The 15,348-nt window shown below is 67.4% G+C and carries 13 protein-coding genes; all 13 read left to right on the forward strand.

All coding sequences use genetic code 11. From position 1 onward, the window contains the following. Positions 1–91 precede the first annotated feature (91 nt). The 13 genes from mhpA (at position 92) to LVY72_RS13875 (ending at position 15,345) form a co-directional block, all read left to right on the forward strand. Complete coding sequence (gene mhpA / locus LVY72_RS13815; RefSeq protein WP_237821822.1) at positions 92–1,741, forward strand: bifunctional 3-(3-hydroxy-phenyl)propionate/3-hydroxycinnamic acid hydroxylase MhpA; 1,650 nt, start codon at positions 92–94, stop codon at positions 1,739–1,741. A 14-nt stretch (positions 1,742–1,755) separates the two neighbouring features. Continuing rightward, positions 1,756–2,850, forward strand: coding sequence for a maleylacetate reductase (locus LVY72_RS13820; protein WP_237821824.1), 1,095 nt, complete (start codon positions 1,756–1,758; stop codon positions 2,848–2,850). Then, positions 2,847–3,764 carry a hydroxyquinol 1,2-dioxygenase gene (locus LVY72_RS13825; protein ID WP_237821826.1) on the forward strand — a complete coding sequence of 306 codons (918 nt, stop codon included), beginning with the start codon at positions 2,847–2,849 and terminating at the stop codon, positions 3,762–3,764. Before LVY72_RS13820 ends, LVY72_RS13825 begins: the two co-directional genes overlap by 4 nt. 79 nt (positions 3,765–3,843) lie before the next feature. Then, the gene (locus LVY72_RS13830; protein ID WP_372463712.1) at positions 3,844–5,043 is read left to right on the forward strand and encodes an NAD(P)-dependent malic enzyme; all 1,200 of its coding nucleotides are present in this window, start codon (positions 3,844–3,846) and stop codon (positions 5,041–5,043) included. 67 nt (positions 5,044–5,110) lie between these two features. Continuing rightward, positions 5,111–7,513 (forward strand): LuxR C-terminal-related transcriptional regulator, encoded by a 2,403-nt coding sequence (locus LVY72_RS13835; protein ID WP_237821830.1) that lies wholly within the window; start codon positions 5,111–5,113, stop codon positions 7,511–7,513. 157 nt (positions 7,514–7,670) lie between these two features. Then, on the forward strand, positions 7,671–8,885 hold the full coding sequence (locus LVY72_RS13840; RefSeq protein ID WP_237821832.1) for an acyl-CoA dehydrogenase family protein: 1,215 nt from the start codon (positions 7,671–7,673) through the stop codon (positions 8,883–8,885). Between the two features lie 10 nt (positions 8,886–8,895). Further along, positions 8,896–10,077, forward strand: a complete 1,182-nt coding sequence (locus tag LVY72_RS13845) for a flavin reductase (protein ID WP_237821834.1) — start codon at positions 8,896–8,898, stop codon at positions 10,075–10,077. A 64-nt stretch (positions 10,078–10,141) separates the two neighbouring features. Further along, entirely contained in the window at positions 10,142–11,128 is a 987-nt protein-coding gene (locus LVY72_RS13850) for an ABC transporter substrate-binding protein (RefSeq protein WP_237821836.1), read from the forward strand. 2 nt (positions 11,129–11,130) lie between these two features. After that, entirely contained in the window at positions 11,131–11,955 is an 825-nt protein-coding gene (locus LVY72_RS13855; protein ID WP_237821838.1) for an ABC transporter permease, read from the forward strand. Further along, positions 11,952–12,740, forward strand: coding sequence for an ABC transporter permease (locus LVY72_RS13860; protein WP_237821840.1), 789 nt, complete (start codon positions 11,952–11,954; stop codon positions 12,738–12,740). Before LVY72_RS13855 ends, LVY72_RS13860 begins: the two co-directional genes overlap by 4 nt. Continuing rightward, a complete protein-coding gene (locus LVY72_RS13865) occupies positions 12,737–13,543 on the forward strand; it encodes an ABC transporter ATP-binding protein (RefSeq protein WP_237821842.1) in 807 nt (268 codons plus the stop codon). The genes LVY72_RS13860 and LVY72_RS13865 overlap by 4 nt, the downstream gene beginning before the upstream one ends. Before the next feature lie 31 nt (positions 13,544–13,574). Further along, positions 13,575–14,195, forward strand: coding sequence for a malonic semialdehyde reductase (locus tag LVY72_RS13870; protein ID WP_237821844.1), 621 nt, complete (start codon positions 13,575–13,577; stop codon positions 14,193–14,195). 73 nt (positions 14,196–14,268) lie between these two features. Next, entirely contained in the window at positions 14,269–15,345 is a 1,077-nt protein-coding gene (locus LVY72_RS13875) for a maleylacetate reductase (protein ID WP_237821846.1), read from the forward strand. The last annotated feature ends 3 nt before the right edge of the window (positions 15,346–15,348 follow it).

Below are 15,348 nucleotides of genomic sequence, written 5' to 3' on the forward strand. Positions count from 1 at the left end.
GACCGCTCAATTCTGAGGTATTGCTCAAAGTTGAGAGATGTGTCAGTATTGGTCCGCAAGCATGACGAGCATCACACCGGAAGGACCAGCAATGGCCACCACCACCCCCACAACCCGGCGGCGGACGCCGGCACCCCCGGCCGTTGGCGCGGACGCGCACTTCGATGCCGATGTCGCGGTCGTCGGCGGCGGGCCGGTCGGCACCCTCCTGGCCGTCCTCCTCGGCCGGCGCGGCCACCGCGTCACCATCGTCGAGAAGTGGCCGGCCTTCTACGAGCAGCCGCGCGCCATCACGTTCGATCATGAGATTGCCCGGATCCTGGCCATCCTCGGGATCGACTCGGACAATGATCCGGCGATCGACTACCACAACGACATCTACTACTGGAAGAACGCCGAGGGCCGCACCCTGCTGGAGGTCGACTGGGCCAGCACCGCGGCCTCCGGCTGGCATACCCGGTACTGGTTCTCCCAGCCGGCCCTCGAGAAGCGCCTGCGCGGGCTCGCCGCCGAACTGCCCGGGGTCTCCACGCGCTGCGGCTGGCAGGCCACCGGACTCCAGCAGGACGACGACGGCGTGGTCCTGACCGGAACGGTGACCTCCGCGGACGGCACGGTGAGCACCGAGACCCTGCGCGCGAAGTACGTGGTGGGGGCCGACGGCGCCAACAGCTTTGTGCGGCAGGCCCTGGACCTGGGCTTCGAGGACCACGGATTCTTCTTCGACTGGCTGATCCTGGACATCATCCCCAACGAGCCGATGCCCTCCGAACCGACCCACTGGCAGCTGTGCGACCCTGCCCGGCCCACGACCATCGTCCCCGGGGGTCCCAGCCGCCGCCGCTGGGAGTTCATGGTGCTGCCCGGGGAAAACCCGGCCGAGCTCGCCTCCACGGAGTCCGCGTGGAACCTGCTCGAACCGTGGGGCGCCACCCCGGAGAACTCGGTGCTGGAGCGCTCGGCCGTCTACCGCTTCCAGGCCCGCTGGGCCTCGGCCTGGCGGAACGGCCGCGGCCTGATCGCCGGGGACGCGGCCCACCTCATGCCCCCCTTCGCCGGCGAGGGCATGTGCGCGGGACTGCGCGACTCCCTGGCCCTGGCGTGGCGGCTGGACCTGGTGCTCTCCGGCAAGGCCGGCGAGGCGCTGCTGGACTCCTACGGCACCGAACGGGCCGGGCACGTGCAGCACTACATCAACTTCTCCATGGACCTGGGCAAGATCATCTGCATCACCGACCCGGAAGAGGCCGCCGAACGCGACCGCCGGATGATCACCGAACTCGAGGCCTCCGACGGCACCCCGGTGGACACCGACATCGCCACCCTCGGCCCCGGCCTCTGGATCGAGGGCACAGCCCACGCCGGCGAACTCTCCGTGCAGGGCGTCGTCGAGGCCAACGGCCGCACCGGACGGTTCGACGACGTCGTCGGCCGCGGCTGGACCATCATCGGACGCGGAGCCAACCCCGCCGCCCTGCTCACCGGGGAACAGCGCCGGCTGCTGGATTGCCTCGGCGGACGCTGCGCCGGCATCGGCCCCGCAGACGATCACAGCGACGTCGTCGACGTCGACGGCACCTACGGGACCTGGTTCGACGCCCTCGGCGCCGAATTCGCCATCCTGCGCCCCGACTTCTACGTAGCAGCCACCGCCTCCACACCGGAGGAACTGCGCGCCCACCTCAACACGATCCTCGCCGGCCTCCGGCTCCCCGCCCCGGCCCCCACCGCCGCCAAGTGAAGGAAAAGAACGCGATGCTGACTTTTGAACACACCACCCTGGGCCAGCGGGTCCTGTTCGGCTCCGGCAAGGCCGCGGAAAACCTCGCGGCAGAGACCGCCCGGCTGGGCGCCAGACGGGTCATGGTCATTGCCTCCGACTTGGAGGCCGAGATGGCCCGCACAGTCGCCGCGGACATCGACGTGGCCCTGTGGCACCATGAGGTCGTCATGCACGTGCCCCTCGAGGTCGCCGACCGCGCCCGCGCCGCCGCCACGGAGGCCGGCATCGACCTGGTCGTCTGCGTGGGCGGCGGGTCCACGACAGGCCTGGCTAAGGCCGTGGCGATGACCACCGGAATCCCGATCGTCGCGGTCCCGACCACGTACGCGGGCTCGGAGGCCACCAACGTGTGGGGGCTGACCGAGGCCGCCCGCAAAACCACCGGCATCGACGACAAGGTGCTGCCGGTAACAGTCATCTATGACGCCCAGCTGACGCTCTCGCTGCCCGTGGACATGTCCGTGGCATCCGGCCTGAATGGTATGGCCCACTGTGTCGACTCGCTGTGGGGACCGCGGGCGGACCCGATCAACGCCGCGCTGGCCGCGGAAGGAATCCGGGCGCTGGCGGCCGGACTGCCGGCGATCGCCACGGACCCGTCCGAGCTGGGAGGGAGGGAACAGGCGCTCTACGGGGCGTACCTGGCCGCGGTATCCTTCGCATCGGCCGGTTCCGGGATGCACCACAAGATCTGCCACGTCCTCGGGGGCACGTTCAACCTGCCGCACGCGCAGACCCACGCAACGGTCCTGCCCTACGTGCTGGCGTTCAATGCGCCGCACGCGCCGCAGGCCGAGGCCCGGATGGCCGCCGCGTTCGGCGCGCCCACCGCGCTCGAAGGTCTGCAGGCGCTGCGGGCGACGCTGGACGCGCCGAAGGCTCTGGCCGACTACGGGTTCACCGCCGGCGGGATCCCCGAGGCGGTGCAGGTGGCCCTGCCGGCCATCCCCGCGAACAACCCCAGACCGGTTACGGAAGCCAATGTGACCGCCCTGCTGGAGGCCGCGCTGACCGGCGCGGATCCCGCCACCGTCTCTGATGAGGCCCTGGAAGGAGCCGCACGATGAACACCGAAACCACCAGCACCGGCGCCTACCGGGTCAGCGCAGAGCAGGCCGCCGTCGAGGATGACGTCGTCAACCGCGTGCTCGCCTCCTTCGACTGCTGCGAAGACCCCCGGCTGAAGCAGGTCATGCGGTCGTTGACCACACACCTGCACGCGTTCATCCGCGACGTGCGGCTCACCGAGGAGGAATGGAACACCGCGATCGAATTCCTTACCGCCGCCGGGCACATCACCGACGACAAACGCCAGGAATTCGTGCTGCTCTCCGACGTGCTCGGCGCGTCGATGCAGACCATCGCGGTCAACAACCAGGCCTACAAGGGAGCCACCGAGGCCACGGTCTTCGGACCGTTCTTCACCGAGGACGCCCCGGAGATCCCGCACGGCGGAGACATCGCCGGCGGCGCCAAGGGCCAGCCCTGCTGGGTCGAGGGCAAGGTGACCGACACCGACGGAAATCCCGTGGCCGGGGCGCGGATCGAGGTCTGGGAGGCCGATGACGACGGATTCTACGACGTCCAGTACACCGACGGGCGGATCGCCGGCCGGGCGCACCTCTACACCGATGCCGAGGGCAAGTACGCGTTCTGGGGCCTGACCCCGACCCCCTACCCGATCCCGCATGACGGGCCGGTCGGCCAGATGCTCGAGAAGGTGGGCCGGTCCCCGGTACGGGCCGCACACCTGCACTTCATGGTCACCGCAGAAAACCTGCGCACCCTCGTCACGCACATCTTCGTCACCGGCGACCCGCAACTGGAAATCGGCGACTCCGTCTTCGGAGTCAAGGACTCCCTCATCAAGGACTTCCTCCAGCAGCCGGCCGGCACACCGACCCCGGACGGACGCGATCTGAACGGACAGGACTGGGCCCGCACCCGCTTCGACATCGTCCTCGCCCCCGCCAACACCTGACCCAACTGGCTACCAGGTGCAGGCCGGTTTCCACCGTCACCATACGCCCGGAAACCGGCCTGCAGCCTATGGAAGGAAAATGCATATGACCACCGGCCTTGAAAATTCCAGCCGTATTGATTTGACCACCGAGGAGATCTTCGCCGCGCATGAGGGCGGCAAGCTGTCGATCGGGCTGACGGCCCCGCTGGATGACAAGCGGGATCTGTCCATCGCCTACACCCCGGGGGTGGCCCAGGTCTCCCGGGCGATCAACGCGGACCCCGAACTGGCCCAAAAGTACACCTGGGCCGCGCGCCTGGTGGCGGTGGTCTCAGACGGGACCGCGGTGCTGGGGCTGGGCAACATCGGCGCGGCCGCCTCGCTGCCGGTGATGGAGGGCAAAGCGGCGCTGTTCAAGCGCTTCGCGGGCCTGGATTCGATCCCGCTGGTGCTGGAGACCACGGACGTGGACGAGATCGTCGAAACCCTGGTCCGGCTGCGCTCCAGCTTCGGGGCGGTGAACCTGGAGGACGTGTCGGCCCCGCGCTGCTTCGAGCTGGAGGCGAAGCTGATCGAGGCCCTGGACATGCCGGTGATGCACGACGACCAGCACGGCACCGCCGTGGTGGCCCTGGCCGCGCTGACCAATGCCGCGAAGCTGTCCGGGCGGGAGCTGGGCTCGCTGAAGACGGTGATCTCCGGCGCCGGGGCGGCCGGGATCGCGGTGGCCGAGATCCTGCTGGCCGCCGGGGTGTCCGACGTGGTCCTGCTGGATTCGCGCGGGATCATCCACCAGGACCGCGGGGACCTGACCGAGATCAAGGCCGCCTACGCCGCGCGCACCAACCCGCGCGGGCTCACCGGCGGCACCGCCCAGGCCCTGGACGGGGCGGACGTGTTCATCGGCGTCTCCTCGGGCACCATCCCGGAAGAAACGCTGGCCAAGATGTCCGCGGACGCGGTGATCTTCGCGCTGTCCAACCCGGACCCGGAAATCCACCCGGAGGTCGCCCACAAATACGCCAAGGTCGTGGCGACCGGCCGGTCCGACTTCGCCAACCAGATCAACAACGTGCTGGCGTTCCCCGGCATCTTCCGCGGCGCCCTGGACGCCGGGGCGAAGCGGATCACCCCGGCGATGAAGGTTGCCGCGGCCGAAGCGATCGCCGGCATTGCCGCGCAGGACGGGCTGCGCCCGGACTACATCATCCCCAGCCCACTGGACGAGCGCGTCGCCCCCGCCGTCACCGCCGCCGTCACAGGCGCAGTCCTGTCCCGGAACGGAAGCGGAGGTTAAAAGGACCTTCCGGTAATAACTGGAGGCAAGGCGTTGCCCGGTACAAGATGTGCTGCAGGAGGAACGTATGCAACTGATTGACGGGGATCTGCACGGCAGGGATGAAGAGATCCGCCATGTGATGAAACTGATTGGCCAGCGGGCCCGGCTTGTGACGTTGACAGGCCTTGGCGGAGTGGGAAAAACAGTCCTCGCACGCCAAGTACTGCGGGAAGTCCTGGGCACACACGAAATTGGACGGTTCTGGTTCGACTTCGAAGACGGCCTGCCCTGGGACGATGCCGTGCTGCATCTCCGGGGGAAGGTACGTGGGATCATGGATGATTTCTCCCCGGACGACCCGGCTGGCCTGCAGCTGATCATCGTCGACTCTTCTCCCGACCATGAACACGTGCCCGACCTGGTCCGTTCCCTGCTTGAAGAACACCCGAAGCTGCAGATCCTGGCGACCGGCCGGGGCCGGCTGCGCATTTCACTGGAACGTCCGGTTGAAGTGAAGCCCCTTTCCCTGCCCGCCGAAGCCCTGCCCGCAGACGTGACCCAGCTGGTTCCATTCATCCGGGAGCACTCGGCCTTGGAATTCTTCGTGGACCGGGTGCTTGCCGTGGTTCCCGGCCTGACACTGGACCGGAATACGGTCGCCGGCCTGCTGGCTGTTTGCCGCAGGCTGGGAGGACTTCCGCTCGCCCTAGGGATGGCCGCCCTCAAGAGCAACATCCTCACGCCGGACGCGCTGCTTGCGGAACTGGACCAGTCCCTGGCCTTCCTCGAGGACTTTGAACCGAGCGCCCCGGCCCGGCACCGGTCCATGCGCGCCTGCCTGGCACCGAGTCTCGACCATCTCTCGGCGGCGGAGCAGGAGGTATTGTCTGTCGTCGCCGAATTCGAAGGCGGAGCCTCCCTCCGCACCCTCCAGTCCCTTGAACTTGGCCACGACAGCTCCGGGAACCGGGTCCAGCTGCTGTCGGTCGTGTCCATTCTGGTGGAAAAGCAGGTGCTGCAGGCCGTCCCGGCCCAGCCGGAAGGCACCAGGATCGTGGTGATGCCGCTGGTCCGCGACTATCTGGTGCTGGGCCGGGAGGCGGCCATTGGGCCGGAGCAGCGGCAACGCCTGGCCCATGTCCTGCTTGACCAGTCGCAGGCCATGGCCGCCGTCCGCGGCCCCGCCTGCGACCGCGCCCGGGAGTGGTTCGATGACGAATACGCCAACCTCACCCAAATCTTCGGCTGGTTGCTGGAGACCGGCGACATGGCGGCCGCGGCAGAACTGGTGCATTCCCTCTACCTGTACTGGCTCCACCGGGGCCTGTTCGAGGAAGGGCTTTCCACGGCGGAACGCGTGCTGGCTGCCGGAGGACTGGACGCCTGCGGACAAGCCCGGCTGCTGGGCACCATGGGAGGACTGCGGGCGCACATCTCTTCCTTCACGCGCGCCCATGACGAACTGTCCCAGACCGTGGCCCTGTGGCAGCAGGTCGGTTCACCGGCGGAGCTGGCAGCCTCTCTCGTGGCATTCTCCACTGCCGCACTGGAGGTCAACGGTTACCCCGCAGCGGAAGCGGCTCTCAAAGAGGCCCTGACGATCTTCGAGCAGCTCGACGACGGCTGGGCACACGCCAGGGCGCTGGCCCTGCTCGGAGCTGCGGCAGCCGGAGAACCCGGCAAGGTGGAATTTGCCCGGACCTGCCTTGAGGACGCTTCCGCCGCCCTGCTCACCTTTGGCGATCAGGTGGCAGCCAGCCTGCCCCTGGAGCAGCTTGGCCGGCTCCTGCTCGATGACGGCGACTATGACCAGGCGCGCCTGGTGCTCGAACACGGCCTGAAGGAAAGCACCGGCGTCGGAGACCAGGTACAGACCTCCGCGTTCCTGAACCTGCTGGCACATGCCGACACCCTGACGGGACGTCCGGCCGGTGCGGCAGCCCGCTATCTGGAAAGCCTGGAGATCGCGGTCCGGCTCGGGCTGAAGGCGCGGGCCGTGTGGTGCCTCGAAGGCCTGGCCGAATCCCTGGCCAATCTGACAGAGCCTGACCTGGCTTCCGCAGCGGCGGCCTCTGCGGCGGTGATCCGCGAGGAGCTGGGCTTGGAATACTGGGTGGAATTCTGCTGTCCCCGCAGGCCCAACAGCCCCCAGCCGACACCGCGCTCCACCCGCCTGGCCGCCGTCGGCGGGAGCGCGTGGCCGCCGCGGCTGGTCCTGGGGCAGGTTCCGGCTCTGCTGTCCAAGTTCACCGGGGATGAATCATCCGTGGCAACGGCCCGGGAACAGACCTGTGACGGCCTGACGCGGCGGGAATCCGAAGTGCTGCGGCTGGTCGCCGGCGGTTTCACCAACCAGGACATTGCGGAGCGGCTGGTGATCAGCATCGACACGGTCAAGCGCCATATCAGCAACATTTACCGTAAGATCGGCGCACGCGGCCGGGCAGATGCCACCGCATACGCCTGGCAGAACAACCTTGTGTCCTAGGCGCGACCTGTCCGGCCTGACGTCCTCGACGCCGTCGACCGGGGCGCTATGCGGCGGATCGAAAGATAACACTCCCGTGTGATGTGACACACCTCTCACAAATCTGATGATGGATCCACTCCCCAGGGAACCCGCAGACGAATGAGAGAAGGACGCCATGACTGCCACAACCACTCCCGCCATCACCGCCACCGGCTGGCCGGGCGACCCGGCCGCACGGCGCCGGCACGCTCTGGCCCAGGTTGAACGTATCCGTGACACGCTCGAGGCAGGTGTGGGCGAATCCCAGCAGCTGGGCCATCTGGTCCCCGAGTCCGTCGAGGCGATGCGGGGGGCCGGAATCCTGGGCATTATGACCCCGGACGACCTGGGCGGCAACGAGGTCGACCCCGTCACGGCCTTCGAAATCATCGAAGCCGTGGGAACCATCGATCCCAGCCTGGCGTGGACGGCGGCCATCCTTCTCGAGGGCGCCGGCCAGCTCGCCACGCACCTGTCCCCCGAGCAGGCGGCCATTGTCTTCGCACCGAAGCTGCCGCTGCAGGCCGTCTCGCTCCGGCCCGGCTCCGCGGAACGGGCCGAAGGCGGTTACATCGTCAACGGCCGCTGGGACTTCACCAGCGGCATCCACCACGCCGACTACGTGTCGGCAACCTTCTGGACCGACGCGGCCGACGGCAAAACGGAACGGCGCATGGCCCTGATCCCGGCCGGGCAGTTCGAAATCCTGGATGCCTGGGATGTGCTGGGCATGAAGGCCACCGGATCCACGGCCTTCCAGGTTGATTCGGTCTTCGTGCCCGATGAGATGATTTACGACCCGATGGGCACCCCGCGCCGTACGGACACCCCGCTGGCCCGGCTGGGCATGGTCCCGTACATCCTGCAGATGCACCCCGGGATGGTCCTCGGCGCGGCACGCCGCGCGCTGGACGAAATCATTGCCATGGCCCCGACCAAGCGCCGCGGCAGCCGGATCAACATCGGAGCCTCGAAGTCCCTGGCCGAGTCCTCCTGGTTCCAGCGCGAACTCGGCGAGCTCGACGCCCAGATCCGCGCCGCCCGGGCACTGGCCCTCGAAGCCAACCAGCGCGTCGGAGACACCCTGGCCGCCGGCGGCGAGATCAGCCTGGAACTGCTGGACTCCATGCAGACGGCCTCCTCCTTTGCCGGCAAGACGGCGCACCACGTGATCACCCGGGCGTTCCGGCAGGCCGGCGCACAGGCCATCGCCGATGATTCCGTGCTGTCGCGGCTGCTGCGGGACATTAATACCATCCTGGCGCACGGCGTCCTGGGCGAAGTGGGCTTCGAGCTCCACGGCGAGTTCACCCTCGGCCTGCAGACCGCCGACAACCGGCGGATGATCTGAGCGCGCCGGCATGACTCTCACCCTCGAAAACCAAACCGATCCACGGCATTTCCGCCGGGTCCTGGGCAACTATCCCACCGGCGTCTGCGTCATCACGGCACTCGACCCGGAACTGGGACCCATCGGCATGACAGTCGGTTCCTTCACCTCCGTGTCCCTGGACCCCGCCCTGGTCGCGTTCCTGCCCATCCGGGAATCCGGCACCTACCAGCGGATCCGAAGCATCGGGAAGTTCTGCGTCAACGTGCTGGCCTCGGACCAGGACGAGCTGTGCCGGCTCTTCGCGCGGCGCGGGAACGACAAGTTCGCCGGCAGCCCGTGGCATCCGGCTCCCTCCGGCGCCCCGGTCCTGGACGGGACCATCGCCTGGATCGACTGCGAACTCGCCGCCGTGCACGAAGCCGGGGATCATGACATCGTCATCGGTGCGGTCACGGGCCTGGATGTTGCCGAGAACCCGCTGCCGCCGCTGCTCTTCTTCCAAGGCGGCTACGGGCGGTTCTCCACGCTGTCCCTGCTGGCCGGCTCCGACGACGGGCTGTCCGCGCAACTGCAGCTGGCGAACCGTGCCCGGCCCTACATCGCATCGCTGGCCGAAAAATACGACGTCGACTGCCATGCCTCGGCCGTGGTCGACGATGACCTGGTGCAGCTGGCCTATGCCGGCGGCGGCGGAACCGACACCGGCCTGAGTAAGGTGGGCCTGCGGCTGCCGTTCGTCCCACCAATGGGATCGCTCTTCGTGGCATGGGCAGGCGGCGGCGCCGTTGATGCCTGGCTTGCCAAGTCCGGCAAAGGCGATGATGCCGTGTTCCGGGCGCGTTTCGATGAACACCTCGCCCTGATCCGCCGGCAGGGTTGGATTGCCGCCCCCGATGACGACCGGCTGTACGCCATGGAGTCCGTGGTCGAGCAGCTGGCCACCAGCGGTGTTTTGCCGGCCAGGCAGCGGCAGCTGCAGAACCTCCTCCAGGAGGTCGCGGAGGACTACGCCGCGGATGTGGATCCGGCCACTGACCGGGCGCACAGCATCTCGGCTCCGGTCTTCGACCGCAACCGGGACGTGGTGCTCACGCTCACCCTGTACGAACGGCTGCGCCGGACCGGTGCGCCCCGGGCCGAATACCAGGCCGCGCTCCTGGACGCGGCCGCCCAAGTCACCCGGGACATCGGCGGCAGCAGCCCCGCATAAGGCGGTGCCTGCACGGCACTAATGCCGCACACCATCATCACCGACACTCAGGAATGGACACACCATGCTCAAAATCCACCGCACGGTCCTGGCCGGCGTCATTACCCTGGCCGTGGCCCTGACCGGAACGGCCTGCTCCGCCGGCACCACGTCGGCTGCCGGCATCAAATCCGAAGACGGCACCACCGCCGTCACCGTGAGCCTGCCGCCGATCGTCGACACCGCGCCCGTCTACATCGCCCTGGAAAAGGGCCTCTTCAAGAAACACGGCCTCGACGTCAAGGTTGCCGCCACGCCCTCGATGGCCGCAAGCATCCCGGCCGTAGTTTCCGGCGCCTCGCAGTTCGGCATCCTGGGCGCCGTCGACGTCATGCAGGCCTCGGCAGCCGGACTGCCGCTCAAGATGATCGGCAACACCACCGTAACCACGGACAAGCCGCTGGAAAGCCCGGAAAAGGTGTACGTCGCCAAGGACAGCAGCATCAAGGCGCCCACTGACCTCAACGGCAAGACCATTGCGGTTAGCGGCCTGGGCGGCGCGGGCGAACTGTCGCTGCGGGCGGCACTGGACAAATCCGGTGCCGACAGCGACAAGATCAAGTTCCTCGAAGTCCCCCTCGACAGCATGCTCGACTCCTTGAAGCGCGGCCAGGTCGACGCCATCAACACCATCTCCCCCTTCACCAATGCGGCCGAGAAATCCGGTGCCCGCTACCTGTTCTCCGCCGGCGCCGAAGCCGTTCCGAACGCGCTGCAGTTTGTGCTGACAACCAGCGCGAAATTCATGGAACAGAACCCAAAGACCGTCGAGGACTTCAGAGCCGCCCTCGACGAGGCGACCACCTACGCCGCCGAAAATCCCGATGCCGTCCGCAAGATCCTGCCGACCTTCAGCGGCACGCCGAAGGAACTCGCCGAGGTCATGCAGCTGCCGGTATTCAGCACCGACTTCTCGGTGAAGCGTGCGCGCATCTGGTCGGACCTCATGACGGACTACGGCTTCGTGAAGGGCAACATCGACATCAACTCCCTCGTAGTGCCGAAGGGATAACCATGGCCACGCAGATGGCCCGTTACGGGCAAATAGGCAGCAGGGTCACCACGCTGGCCCGCTACGGACGGGAAGGCACGGGCCTGGCCGTGATTGCGGCCGCCCTCGGACTGTGGGAACTGAGCAGCGTCACCGGGCTCCTGCCCGGCTCGGCATTCCCGAGCATGTCCGCCACCCTCCCCGCCCTGGCCACCCTGCTGGGCAGTGCCGGGTTCTGGCAGGCGTTCGGCCTGACCCTGGGCAGCTGGGCGCTCGGCGTCCTGATCGCGGCCGCGGCCGCCATCCCGGCCGGCATGCTCCTGGGCCGGATCAGGTTCCTGTACCGCTCGACCCGGCTGGCCGTGGATTTCCTCAGCACCATTCCCTCGGTCGCGATGATCCCGGTCATCGTCCTGCTGTTCGGGGCCACCATGGAAATGAAGCTGGTGCTCATCGTCTATGGAGCTTTCTGGCCCATCCTGGTCCAGACCGCGTACGGGGTCCGGGACACGGACCGGGTGCTGCTGGACACCGCCAGGTCATACTCGCTCTCACGCCTGACCGCGGCCGTCTTCATCCTGGTCCCGACAGCGTTGCCCTACGTGGTCACCGGCCTGCGGATCTCGGCGGTGATCGGGCTGCTGCTGGGAGTTTCAGGCGAGGTCCTGGGGTCGGCCCCCGGCCTGGGACTGGAGATGAACATGGCACAGTCCGGCGGCGACCTGCCGGTCACTTATGCCTATGTGATCCTGATCGGTTTGATCGGCATTGCCGTGGACCGCGGATTGAACCAGGTATCGCGCCGGGTGCTCTACTGGCACCCCTCGGTGAGAGGAGCAGCCACGTGAAGGCCATCGTGAACAGATCAGCCGGACTGCTGACGGAAATCTGGCTGCCCGTCGCGGCCTTCGCCGCCTGGTGGATCTTCAGCCTCAACAGCACGTCCATGTACTTCCCGCCTTTGGCCCGCATTGCCTCCGAACTGGGCAACATCCTCACTACACGCTTTGCCACCGATGTCCTGCCCAGCCTGCAGAACCTTGGCACCGGCCTGCTGGTCTCCGTGGCCCTGGGCATCTCGGCCGGACTCGTACTGGGGCTGGTACCGGCCCTGTATGCCGCCGCCAGCCCGCTGCTGGAGTTCATGCGGGCCATCCCCGGCGTCGCACTGCTGCCAATTGCGCTGTTCATGTTCGGCATCGGGCCGGATATGAAGGTCGCCATCATCGTCTTCGGCGCCGTCTGGCCGGTCCTGATGAACACCGTCGACGGAGTCCGCGGCATCGACGTGCTGGTCAAAGACGTCGCACGCAGCTACGGCCTTGGACCTTGGAACCACCTGTGGCGGATCATCCTGCCCGCCGCATCACCCCAAATCATCGCCGGCATCCGGGTCAGCGTAGCCCTGGGCGTCATCCTGATCGTGGCCAGCGAATACATTGCCTCGACCGAAGGCATCGGCTTCATCGAACTACAGTCCGCGCGCCAGTACCACATGGACGTGATGTGGGCGGCGCTGCTGCTGCTGGGCATCCTCGGCTACGCCGCCAATGTGCTGTTTCGGGTAGTCGAGCACCGTCTGCTCCGCTGGCATCGCGGCCTGCGCGGAACGGAACAAGGAGAATCGAAATGACTGACACCACGCTCAAGCACAGCCTGACCCAGGCCCCCGCCCTGTCGGTGCAGGGGCTTTCCAAGACCTATAACAGCGGTGCCGCGGCACGGCAGATCCTGGGCAATGTCAGCTTCGACATTTACAAAGGCGAGACGGCGAGCATTGTCGGCCCGTCCGGGGCAGGCAAGACCACCCTGCTGCGCTGCCTGGCCGGATTGCAGCCCTCGACGTCAGGAGCGGTCTACCTCGGTAACGAGAAGGTGACCGCCCCACCCCGGCAGCTTGCTGTCGTCTTCCAGGACTACAGCCGCTCGCTAATGCCATGGCTGACCGTCGGGGCCAATGTCGAACTGCCGCTGCGCGGCCGGGGGCTCACGGCGGCCCACCGCCATGAGCGGGCGCAGAGTGCGCTGGCCAGCGTCGGCCTGCCCAACCATGCCTCGCTGCACCCCTGGCAGCTCTCCGGCGGCATGCAGCAGCGGGTGGCGATCGCCAGGGCCCTCGCCTTCGAGCCGGACGTTCTGCTGATGGACGAGCCCTTTGCCTCGGTGGATGCGCAGACCCGTGCCGACCTCGAGGACCTGACGCATACGATCAAGGAAAAATACGGGATGACGATCCTGGTGGTCACCCATGACATCGAAGAGTCGGTGTATTTGGCCGACCGGGTCATCGTCCTGTCAGGATCACCGACGAGCGTAGCTGAGATTGTTCCTGTGGACCTGGCCTATCCACGGGATCAGGTGCAGACCAAGTCGACACGCGAGTTTGCCGATCTGCGCGCTCACATCCTCGGACTCGTCCGCCGGCCGGCTGCCTGACCACCATCCCCAAAGAGGAAAGACACACCTTATGAATGCCCGTCTTCTCGCCGACACCTACCCCGTTCTCGATCAAGCGGCCCTTGACCTCCTCTTTTCAGAGGCCCGGACGGCCAATGCCTTCACCGATGAACCGGTCTCCCCCGGACAGCTCCGGATGATCTACGAATTGACCAAGTTCGGTCCTACCGCCTTCAACAACCAGCCCCTTCGGATCACTTATGTGTCGGCAGGGGAATCCCGGGAACGGCTGGTCGCCCATCTGAACGAAAACAACAAGCAGAAAACGCTTGACGCCCCGATGACCGCGGTCCTCGCCTTCGATGCCCATTGGCACGACCAACTACCGGCGGTCTTTCCTCACCGGCCCCAGCTGCGCGAGGGATTCGTGGAGAATCTGGACCTGCGGTACGGCATCGGCCGGGACAACGCACACCTGCAGGCGGGATACTTCATCCTCGCCGCCCGTGCCCTGGGCCTCGCGGCAGGGCCGATGACCGGATTCAACAAGGCGTCCTTGGACGCAGACTTCTTCCCGGACGGGAGCCAAAGGAGCATTCTCGTAGCGAATATCGGCTACGCAGCGGAAAAGGCCTGCTCCGAAACTCGCTTACCGCGGCTCCCCTATGAAGAAGCGGTCACCGTCCTCTAGACAGCACCATCGGCGGAATGCGTCACATAGCCGGGATAGCCGCGCCTATAAAAAAGACGAAGGAACATACGGAATGAATCTGGTTTTTGAGCATGTGACCCTGGGGCAGCGGGTGCTGTTCGGCTCCGGGAAGGCCGCGGAGCACCTGGCCGCGGAGGTTTCCCGGCTGGGCGCGCAGCGGGTGATGGTGATCGCCAGCGAGTTCGAGCGGCCGATGGCCGGGCAGGTGGCCGCGGGAATCGACCCGGTCCTGTGGCAAACGGACGTGGTGATGCACGTGCCGGTGGAGACGGCGGAGAAGGCCCGGGCCGCGGCCGCCGGCCACAACGTGGACCTGCTGGTCTGCGTGGGCGGCGGGTCGACCACGGGCCTGGCCAAGGCCGTGGCCCTGACCAGCGGGATCCCCATTGTGGCGGTGCCGACCACCTACGCCGGATCCGAGGCGACCAACGTGTGGGGACTGACCGAGGCGGCCCGGAAAACCACCGGGGTGGATGACCGGGTGCTGCCGGCCACGGTCATCTACGACGCGGAGCTGACCCTCTCGCTGCCGGTGGACCTCTCCGTGGCATCGGGGCTGAACGGGATGGCGCACTGCATCGACTCGCTCTGGGCCCCGCGGGCGGACCCGATCAACGCCGCCCTGGCCGCCGAAGGCATCAGGGCCCTGAGCCAGGGTCTGCCGGCGGTGAAGGCCGACCCGGCCGGGCTGGACGGCCGGGAGCAGGCGCTCTACGGCTGCTACCTGGCCGCGGTCGCCTTCGCCTCGGCCGGGTCCGGGATCCACCACAAGATCTGCCACGTGCTCGGAGGCACCTTCAACCTGCCCCACGCCCAGACCCATGCCACCGTGCTGCCCTACGTGCTGGCGTTCAACGCCCCGGCCGCCCCGCAGGCGGCGGCCCGGATCGCCGCCGCGTTCGGTGCCGCGGACGCCCTGGAAGGCCTGCAGCACCTGCGCCAGGTCCTGGACGCGCCGCGGGCACTGGCCGATTACGGATTCACCGCAGAGGACATCCCCGAAGCGGTGCGCATCGCGCTGGACGCCATCCCGGCATCGAACCCGCGCCCGGTCACCGCCGAGAACCTCACCGCCCTCCTCACCGCCGCCCTGACCGGCGAGGATCCCAAAACCCTCACCGACCTCTAAGGA

This window comes from Arthrobacter hankyongi, assembly GCF_022012395.1.
Taxonomy (GTDB): Bacteria; Actinomycetota; Actinomycetes; order Actinomycetales; family Micrococcaceae; genus Crystallibacter; species Crystallibacter hankyongi.

Coding starts and splice junctions, on each gene's coding strand:
- LVY72_RS13840 (WP_237821832.1), top strand. CDS start 7,671: ATGACTGCCACAACCACTCCCGCCATCACCGCCACCGGCTGGCCGGGC.
- LVY72_RS13865 (WP_237821842.1), top strand. CDS start 12,737: ATGACTGACACCACGCTCAAGCACAGCCTGACCCAGGCCCCCGCCCTG.
- LVY72_RS13875 (WP_237821846.1), top strand. CDS start 14,269: ATGAATCTGGTTTTTGAGCATGTGACCCTGGGGCAGCGGGTGCTGTTC.
- LVY72_RS13830 (WP_372463712.1), top strand. CDS start 3,844: ATGCATATGACCACCGGCCTTGAAAATTCCAGCCGTATTGATTTGACC.
- LVY72_RS13855 (WP_237821838.1), top strand. CDS start 11,131: ATGGCCACGCAGATGGCCCGTTACGGGCAAATAGGCAGCAGGGTCACC.
- LVY72_RS13825 (WP_237821826.1), top strand. CDS start 2,847: ATGAACACCGAAACCACCAGCACCGGCGCCTACCGGGTCAGCGCAGAG.
- LVY72_RS13845 (WP_237821834.1), top strand. CDS start 8,896: ATGACTCTCACCCTCGAAAACCAAACCGATCCACGGCATTTCCGCCGG.
- mhpA (WP_237821822.1), top strand. CDS start 92: ATGGCCACCACCACCCCCACAACCCGGCGGCGGACGCCGGCACCCCCG.
- LVY72_RS13870 (WP_237821844.1), top strand. CDS start 13,575: ATGAATGCCCGTCTTCTCGCCGACACCTACCCCGTTCTCGATCAAGCG.
- LVY72_RS13850 (WP_237821836.1), top strand. CDS start 10,142: ATGCTCAAAATCCACCGCACGGTCCTGGCCGGCGTCATTACCCTGGCC.
- LVY72_RS13835 (WP_237821830.1), top strand. CDS start 5,111: ATGCAACTGATTGACGGGGATCTGCACGGCAGGGATGAAGAGATCCGC.
- LVY72_RS13820 (WP_237821824.1), top strand. CDS start 1,756: ATGCTGACTTTTGAACACACCACCCTGGGCCAGCGGGTCCTGTTCGGC.